Consider the following 8,714-nt stretch of genomic DNA (forward strand, 5'->3'; position numbering starts at 1 on the left):
TGTGGAGTTCGGCTCCCATGCCGGTGCGCTGGCTGCCCTGTCCGGAGAACAGCCACACCGTCCGCCCCGCCGCGACCGCCCCGCCCGGCGCCGTCACCAGGTCCGGATGCGGCAGGCCGGCGGCCAGTGCGGCGACCGCCGCGACCCTCTCCTCCGCGCCCGAGCCGAGGACGACGGCCCGGCGCTCGAAGACCGCCCGGGTCGTGGCGAGCGAACGCCCGACGGCTCCGGCGTCCGCGGCCGGTGACGTGCTCCCCGCCGCGAGGTGTTCGCCGAGCGCCGCGGCCATGGCACGCAGCGCCTCGTCCGTACGGGCCGAGACCGGCCACGGTACGAGCCTCCCCGCGTCGTGGTCCGGCTCCGGGACGAACTCCGGTTCCGCGGGCCCCTGTTCGAGGACGAGGTGGGCGTTGGTGCCCGAGGCGCCGAAGGACGAGACCGCGGCGCGCCGGGGGCGTCCGGTGTCGGGCCAGTCGACGGCTTCCCTGAGGAGTTCGACTCCGCCGGACCACTCGACGTGCGGGGTCGGTTCGTCGATGTGGAGACTCGCGGGCAGCCGTCCGTGCTGCATCGCCATGACCATCTTGATGACCCCGGCGACGCCCGCCGCGGCCTGTGTGTGGCCGATGTTGGACTTGACCGACCCCAGGAGGAGAGGCCGTTCCCGGTCCTGCCCGTACGTCGCCATGACCGCCTGCGCCTCGATGGGGTCGCCGAGCTTCGTGCCCGTGCCGTGCGCCTCGACGGCATCGACGTCGGACGGCCGAAGCCCCGCCACCGCGAGTGCCTGCCGGATGACGCGCTGCTGGGAGGGCCCGTTGGGGGCGGTCAGGCCGTTGCTGGCGCCGTCCTGGTTGACGGCCGAGCCGCGCAGCAGCGCCAGCACGCGGTGGCCGTTGCGCCGCGCGTCCGACAGCCGCTCCAGCAGGACGAGCCCGGCGCCGTCGCCGAAGCCGGTGCCGTCGGCCGCCGCGGCGAAGGGCTTGCAGCGGCCGTCGGGCGCGAGGCCGCGCTGCCGGGAGAAGCCGGTGAAGACGTCGGGCGTGGCCAGGACGGTCACGCCGCCCGCGAGGGCGAGGTCGCACTCGCCCTGCCGCAGCGCCTGCGCGGCCAGGTGGATGGTGACGAGCGAGGACGAGCACGCGGTGTCGACCGTGACGGCCGGGCCCTGCAGCCCGAGCGTGTACGCGATGCGGCCCGCGATGATGCTGCTCGTCCCGGCCAGGTTGCCGTAGCCGTCCAGCCGCGGGTCACCGGGCGGCAGGCCGGTGCCGTAGTCGTGGTACATGACGCCCGTGTAGACGCCGGTCAGGCTGTCCTTGAGGCTCGTGGGGTCGATGTGCGCGCGCTCCAGGACCTCCCACGCGGTCTCCAGGACGATCCGCTGCTGCGGGTCCATGGCCAGGGCCTCGCGCGGGTTGATCCCGAAGAAGGCGGCGTCGAACCCGTCCGCGTCGGGAAGGGGCCCAGCACCTCGCGGCCACCGGCCACCAGCTCCCACAGGTCCTCCGGCGAGGTCACCCCGCCCGGGAAGCGGCACGCCATCGCGACCACCGCGATCGGCTCGTCGGCGGGGCGGGCGCCCGGCTGGACCGGGGCCCGTACCGCGGCGGACGTCCCCGCGGAAAGGCGTTCCGCCAGCTCGGCGGCCAGGGCCTGCGGGGTGGGGTGGTCGAAGACCAGGGTCGCGGGCAGCCGCAGCCCCGTCGCGGCCGCGAGGCGGTTGCGCAGCTCGACCGCGGTGAGCGAGTCGAAGCCCAGCTCCTTGAAGGCGGTGCCGTCGGGCACGGCGGCCTCCGAGGAGTGGCCCAGCACCACGGCCGCGGTCCTGCGCACCGTCGTGAGCAGCAACTCCCGCCGCCCCTCGGCGTCCAGCGCGGCCAGTTGCCCTGCAAGCGCGGACCCCGCGGCGGCGTCCAGGTCCGCGGCGCGGCGGCGGGCGGGGCGGGCCAGCGCGCGCAGCACCGCCGGACCGTCGGGGTCGAGGCGCGCGGTGTCGAGGTCTGCGGCCACCACGACCGGGTGGCCGGTGCGCAGTGCGGCGTCGAAGAGCCGCAGCCCGTGCGGTGTCGCCAGCGGGCGCATGCCGAGCGAGCCGAGCCGGGAGAGGCCCGCCCCGGTGAGGTGCCCGGTCATGGCCGACGTCTGCTCCCACAGCGACCACGCGATGCCCGTCCCCGGCAGCCCCGCCGCGCGTCGGCGCGCCACGAGGGCGTCCGTCCACGCGTTGGCGGCGGCGTAGCCGGCCTGCCCGGCGTTGCCGACGACGCCGGAGGCGGAGGAGAAGACCGCGAAGAGGCGCAGCGGCGCCGTACGGGTCAGGTCGTCCAGATGCCGCGCCGCGGTGGCTTTCGGCGCCCACACCCGGGCGAGGCGCCCGGCGTCCCAGGACTCCACGAGGGCGTCGTCGATCACGCCCGCGGCATGCACGACGCCGATGAGCGGTCGGTCGGCCGGGATCGCGCCGAGGACGCGGGCGAGCGCGGTGTGATCGGCCGCGTCGACCGCGACCGCCTCCGCCTCCGCCCCCGACTCGGCGATACGGGCCAGCAGTTCGGCCGCGCCCGGGGCGTCGGCGCCGCGCCGCGACAGCAGCAGCAGGCGCCGGGCGCCGTACGCGCGCACCAGGTGCTCCGCGAGCGCGCCGCCCAGCACCCCGGTCCCGCCCGACACCACGACGGTGCCGTCCGACAGGTCCACCGGGTCGGCCGCCGCGGGCGCGGCGGTACGCACCAGGCGCGGAACGAGCGTGCGGCCCGCGCGGAGGGCGGCCTGCGGCTCGCCGGGGTCCGCGCACGCCCGTACGGCGGCGGCCAGGTCGTCGTCCGCGGCCAGGTCCACCAGCGCGAACCGGCCCGGATGTTCCGCCTGCACCGCGCGGACCAGGCCCCACACCGCGGCGCCGCCCGGCTCGGCGGCCGGGTCCCCGCCGCCCGTCGCGACCGCCCCGCGGGTGACCAGCACCAGCCGCGACCCGGCCCAGTGGTCCTCGGCCAGCCATGCCCGTATCAGGGCCAGCACGCCTTCCACGACGCCCTGACCGCCGTCGGGGTCCGCCGGCACGGGGTGGACGACGACCGGCGGCGGCTCGGTGCCCGCGTCCGTCGCGGCGAGGAGCGCGCCGAGGTCGGAGTATGCGCCCGGGCCGCCTGCCGCTGCCGGTGAGCCGGGCGCGTCCGCGCTGTTGGCGCCGGTCCCGGCGCGGCTCTCCGCGGAACGAGGGCGCGTCGTGGTGGGGCGGGGTGGGGGGACGGTGGTGGCGGTCGGTGTGTGGGTGTCGTCCGTGCGGGGACCGGTGGTGCGGGCTGTGTTGCCGTCGTCGGACGGCGGCGGCGTCGGCAGGTCCGGGTCTGGGCCGGTCGTGGCGGGGCGGGGCCGGGCGACCTTGCCGGCACCCGGCACGTCCGCACCGTCCGTGTCGGCGTTGCTGCCCGCGGATCGGTGCGTTTGCGTCGCGTTCTCCCCGGCGTCGTGGCCGGCGGTACCGGCGGCGGGCCGCGCGTTCGCCGTCCACGTGTCGTCGTGGCCCGCGGGGCGCAGCCCGTGGCCGGGGTCGTGCTGGGCGCCGCCCACCACGGCCCACTCCGCGGCGGGTGCGGCCGCCTCCGCCGCCGGGGGCAGCGGCACCCACTCCAGCGCGAACAGCCCTTCCACCGCCCGTTCGCCCGCCGCCCGCAACTCGGCGGCCTGCGCGGGGCGTACGGCGACGCAGTCGGCAGACAGCACCGGGGCGCCCGAGGGGTCGGTGAGGGTGAGGCGGCGCCCGCCGGGGGCGGGGGAGAGGCGGACGCGGACGCGCCGCGCGCCCGTCGCCCGCACCGTCACGCCGCTCCAGGCGAAGGGCAGCCACACCTGACCCGGCTCGGCCCCCTCGCGCCCTTCCGCGTCGAGCAGCACGGGGTGCAGGGCCGCGTCCAGCAGGGCCGGGTGGATGCCGAAGCGGTCGGCGCCCTCCCCGGCGGCCTCGGGGAGCAGGGCCTCGCCGAGCAGGTCGTCGCCGTCCCGCCAGGCCGCCGTCAGACCGCGGAAGGCCGGGCCGTAGCCGTAACCCTCCTCGGCGGCCCGCCCGTAGAGGCCGGCGACGTCCAGCGGCCGCGCGGTCGGCGGCGGCCACGCCCCCGCCGGGTCCTGCGCCGGAGCGGGCTCTTCGGCGGGGGCGAGCGTGCCCTCGGCGTGGCGCAGCCACGCGCCGGGGGCGGGCGTGTCGGGGCCGTCCGGGCAGGTGTGCACCTCGACCGTGCGCCGCCCCGAGGCGTCCGCCGCGCCCGCCGTGACCCGTACCCGCAGTGCGCCCGCGTCCGGCAGCACGACCGGCACCTGCAGCGCCAGCTCCTCCACCCCGCCGCACCCGGCCTCGTGCGCGGCCTGGAGCGCCCACTCGACGAGCGCGGCCCCCGGCAGCAGCACGGTGCCGCCCACGGCGTGGTCGGCGAGCCAGCCGGAGGCGCCGCCCCGCAGCCGCCCGGTCAGCACCAGCCCGCCGTCCGGCAGCGGCACCGCGGCGGGCAGCAGCGGATGGTCCACCGCCCGCACTCCGGCGGCGGACACGTCACCCGTGCCGGCCGTCCCGGCGGGCACCCAGTAGCGGCGCCGCTGGAAGGGGTAGGTGGGCAGGGTGACGTGGCGGCGCGGCCGGTCGTCCCGGCCGAGCCACGGGCGCCAGTCGACGTCGAGCCCGGCGGTGTGCGCCTGCGCGAGCGCGAGGGCGAGCTGCCGCTCGCCGCCCTGGTCGCGCCGCAGGGTGGCGAGGGAGGTGGCGGCGGTCCCGGCGTCCTCGAAGATCTCCTGGAGGCTCGCGGCCAACACCGGGTGCGGGTTGCACTGCACGAAGGTGCGGTAGCCGTCGGCGAGCAGCCGGTCCACTGTGGCGGCGAAGCGGACCGGGCGGCGCAGGTTGTCGAACCAGTAGCCGGTGTCCAGCGCGGTCGTGCCGAGCCGCCCCGCGGTGACGGTGGAGTAGAAGGCGACGGCGGACTCCGCGGGCGCCACGCCGTCCAGCGCCGCCAGGATGTCGTCGCGGACGCGGTCCACGTGCGGGCCGTGCGAGGCGTACTCGACGTCGATCGTGCGGGTGCGCGCCCCGCGCTCCTCCGCGGCGGCCAGCACCGCGGCCACGCCCGGGGGCGGGCCCGACACCACCGTGGAGCGCGGCCCGTTGACCGCGGCGACGGCGACGTCCGCGGCGGCCGGGCCGAGAGCGCCGATCAGCTCCGCGGTGTCCTCGGAGCCGAGGGTGAGGGACGCCATCGCGCCGTGCCCGATGAGCGGGGCGAGCGCCCTGCCGCGCAGTGCGATGATCCGCGCCGCGTCGTCCAGGCCCAGCGCCCCGGCCACGCACGCGGCGGCGACCTCGCCCTGGGAGTGCCCGACGACGGCGGCCGGGGTGATGCCGAAGCTCTCCCACACCGCGGCCAGCGACACGTGCACGGCCCACAGGGCGGGCTGGATCACGTCCTCCCGGTGCGGGGCCCCTGCCGTACCCGTACCGCGCAGCACGTCGGTCAGCGACCAGTCGACGTACGGGGAGAGGGCCTGCTCGCACTCCGCGACGCGGGCGGCGAAGACCGGTGAGCAGTCGAGGAGTTCGCGGCCCATGCCGGGCCATTGAGCACCCTGGCCGGGGAAGACGAAGACCGGGCCGGGGCCGGTGGCGCCCGCCGTGCCCGTCACGACGGCCGGATCCGGCTCGCCCGCGGCCAACCGGGCGAGCCCGTCGCGCAGTTCGGCCCGGTCCGCGCCGAGCACCACGGCCCGCTGCTCGAAGCGGGCCCGCCCGGTCGCGAGCACCCGGCCGACCTCCACCGGGTCCTCCTCGCACCCGGCGAGATCGCGTGCCTGCTCCGCCAGCGCGGCGGTGTCCCGCGCCGACAGCACCCACGGCACGAGCGTGCTGCGCACCGCCGCCGGGGCCGCGGCCGTGTTCGACTCGTCCCGCCCGGCCGGCTCCGGGGCCTCCTCGACCGGGCCCTCCACGGCCTCTTCCACGATCAGATGCGCGTTGGTGCCCGAGACCCCGAACGACGACACGCCGGCCCGCCGCGGATGGTCCGTACGCGGCCAGTCCACCGGCTCGGTCACCAGCCGCACGGCCCCCGACGTCCAGTCGACGTGCGGGGTCGGCTCGTCGACGTGCAGCGTCGCGGGGAAGACGCCGTGCCGGATCGCCATCACCGTCTTGATGACGCCCGCGACACCGGCCGCCGCCTGGGTGTGCCCGATGTTGGACTTGACCGAGCCGAGCAGCAGCGGCCGGTCCGCGGGCCGCTGCGCCCCGTACGTCGCGTGCAGCGCGTCGGCCTCGATCGGGTCGCCGAGCCGGGTACCCGTCCCGTGCGCCTCGACGGCGTCCACCTCGGCGGACGACAGGCCCGCGGAGACGAGGGCCTGGCGGATGACGCGCTGCTGGGAGGGCCCGTTGGGCGCGGTGATGCCGTTGCTCGCACCGTCCTGGTTGACCGCGGAGCCGCGGATGACGGCGAGCACCGGGTGGCCGTTGCGGCGGGCGTCCGACAGACGCTCCAGCAGGATCAGCCCGGCGCCCTCCCCCCAGCCGGTGCCGTCCGCCGCCGCCGCGAAGGGTTTGCAGCGGCCGTCCGCGGACAGCGCGCGCTGGCGCGCGAAGCCCGTGAAGACCGCGGGCGTCGCCATGATCGTCACCCCGCCCGCCACCGCGAGGGAGCACTCGCCGCGGCGCAGTGCCTGCATCCCCAAATGCATCGCCACCAGCGACGCGGAGCATGCCGTCTCCACCGTCAGGGCCGGGCCTTCGAGCCCGAAGGTGTACGAGAGCCGTCCCGACAGCATGCTCGGCGCCGCGCCCGCGTAGCCCTCGGACTCCTTGAGGACCGGGGCGCCCGACGTCGTCGTGCCGATGGTCGCCGCCCCGACGAAGACGCCCGTGCGGCTGCCGCGCAGGCCCGTCGCGTCCAGGCCCGCGCGCTCGAACAGCTCCCACGCCACCTCCAGCAGCTTGCGCTGCTGCGGGTCGACGGCCAGCGCCTCGCGCGGGCTGATCCCGAAGAAGCCCGCGTCGAACCGGTCGGCGTCGTGCAGGAAGCCGCCCTCGCGGGTGTACGTCGTCCCCGGGTGGTCCGGGTCCGGGTGGTACAGCCCCGCGAGGTCCCAGCCGCGGTCCGCGGGGAAGGGCCCGACCGCGTCCCCGCCGCCGGCCACCAGCTCCCACAGCTCCTCCGGCGAGGCCACGCCGCCGGGGAAACGGCAGGACATCGCGACGATCGCGACGGGCTCGCGGTCCCGGTCCTCCACCTCGCGCAGTCGCCGCCGCGTGTCGTGCAGATCCGTCGCCACACGCTTGAGGTAGTCGACAAGCCTCTGGTCGTCGGGCATGGTCGGTCACGGCCTCCACACGTGTCGGAGCGGGTGGTGTCGGAGCGGGTGCCGCAGCGTCAGCAGCGGCGGCGGTGCGGTTCCGGGTCCTGTTGCGGGTCCGGTCGCGGTGCCGGTTGCGGTCCTGGTCGTGGTGCCGGTCCTGGCGGGCCGGGCGTCAGGAGGCGCCCAGCTCGCGGTCGATGAACGCCAGCACCTCGTCGGTGCCGGCGAGCGCCAGCCGGTCGGCCGCGCTGTCCTCGGCCGGCGGCGCGGACGCCGCCTTCCATTGCGCCAGCAGCCCCTCAAGCCGACCTGTCACCGCCCGTGCGTCCGCCTCGGGCAGGTCGAGCGCCGCGAGTGCGCCCTCCAGCCGCGCCAGCTCCCCGAGCACCGCGTCCGCGCCGTCCTGCGCCGCGGACGAGCCGTCCGGCACCAGCCGGCCGAGCAGGTGGTCGGCCAGCGCCCCGGCCGAGGGGAAGTCGAAGACGAGCGCGGCGGGCAGCCGCAGCCCCGTCGCCGCCGAGAGCCGGTTGCGCAGCTCGACGCCGGTCAGCGAGTCGAAGCCGAGATCCGTGAACGGCGTCTGCTCCAGCACCCCTTCGGCGTCGGCGTGCCCGAGCACCGTTGCGACGTTGGACCGCACGAGAGCCAGCAGCTGTTGGCGCCGATCGGCCGCCGGGAGCCCGGCGAGCCGCCGCGCCCAGTCGTCGGGCTGCTGCTGGGCCGCGGCCGCCCGGCGGGTGGCGCCGCCAGGGCGCGCGGCCAGGCCGCGCATCGCCGCGGGCAGCGTGCTCGCGGGCTGTGCCGCGAGCGCGGGCACGTCGAGGCCGACCGCCGCCAGTTGCGGGCTGCCGTGCTCCAGGGCGGCGTCGAAGAGCGCGAGGGCCTTCTCGGTGGTGAGCGGCGTGACTCCGGTGCGGGCCATACGGGCGAGGTCCGCCTCGCCGAGCTTGCCGGTGATGGTGCTGGTGGTGGCCCACAGGCCCCAGGCGACGGAGGTGGTGGGGTGGCCGGTGCGGTCGGTGGCGAGGGCGTCGAGGTAGGCGTTGGCGGCGGCGTAGTTGGCCTTGGCCGTCCAGACGTCCGCGAGGGCCTGCGGGGTCTGGGCGGTGAGGACGGCGTCGTGGGTCGTGCCCGCGGTGTGGATGACGGCGGTGAGGGGGTGGGTGGGGTCGATGTTGTCGATGAGTGCGTGGAGGGCGTGGGTGTCGGTGGCGTCGGTGGCGGTGATGTGGACGGTGGCGCCGAGTTGTCGGAGTCGTTGGGTGAGTTCGGGTGCGCCGGGGGCGTGGGGTCCGCGTCGGCTGGTGAGGTGGAGGTGGGTGATGTTCCAGGTGGTGACGAGGTGTTCGGCGAGGAGGGCGCCGAGGGTGCCGGTGCCGCCG

1 protein-coding gene and 1 pseudogene are annotated in these 8,714 nt (G+C 77.3%); both read right to left on the reverse strand.

Going from position 1 to position 8,714, the window contains the following annotated elements; all coding sequences use genetic code 11:
• A pseudogene (locus tag IH54_RS45145) lies at positions 1 to 7,347 on the reverse strand (type I polyketide synthase); the annotation flags it as partial.
• A gap of 157 nt (positions 7,348 to 7,504) precedes the next feature.
• The coding region (locus IH54_RS47845; RefSeq protein WP_031525991.1) for a beta-ketoacyl reductase at positions 7,505 to 8,714 on the reverse strand (1,210 nt) is incomplete at its 5' end.

It is taken from the genome of Streptomyces sp. NRRL F-5123 (assembly GCF_000721495.1).
GTDB lineage: Bacteria > Actinomycetota > Actinomycetes > Streptomycetales > Streptomycetaceae > Actinacidiphila.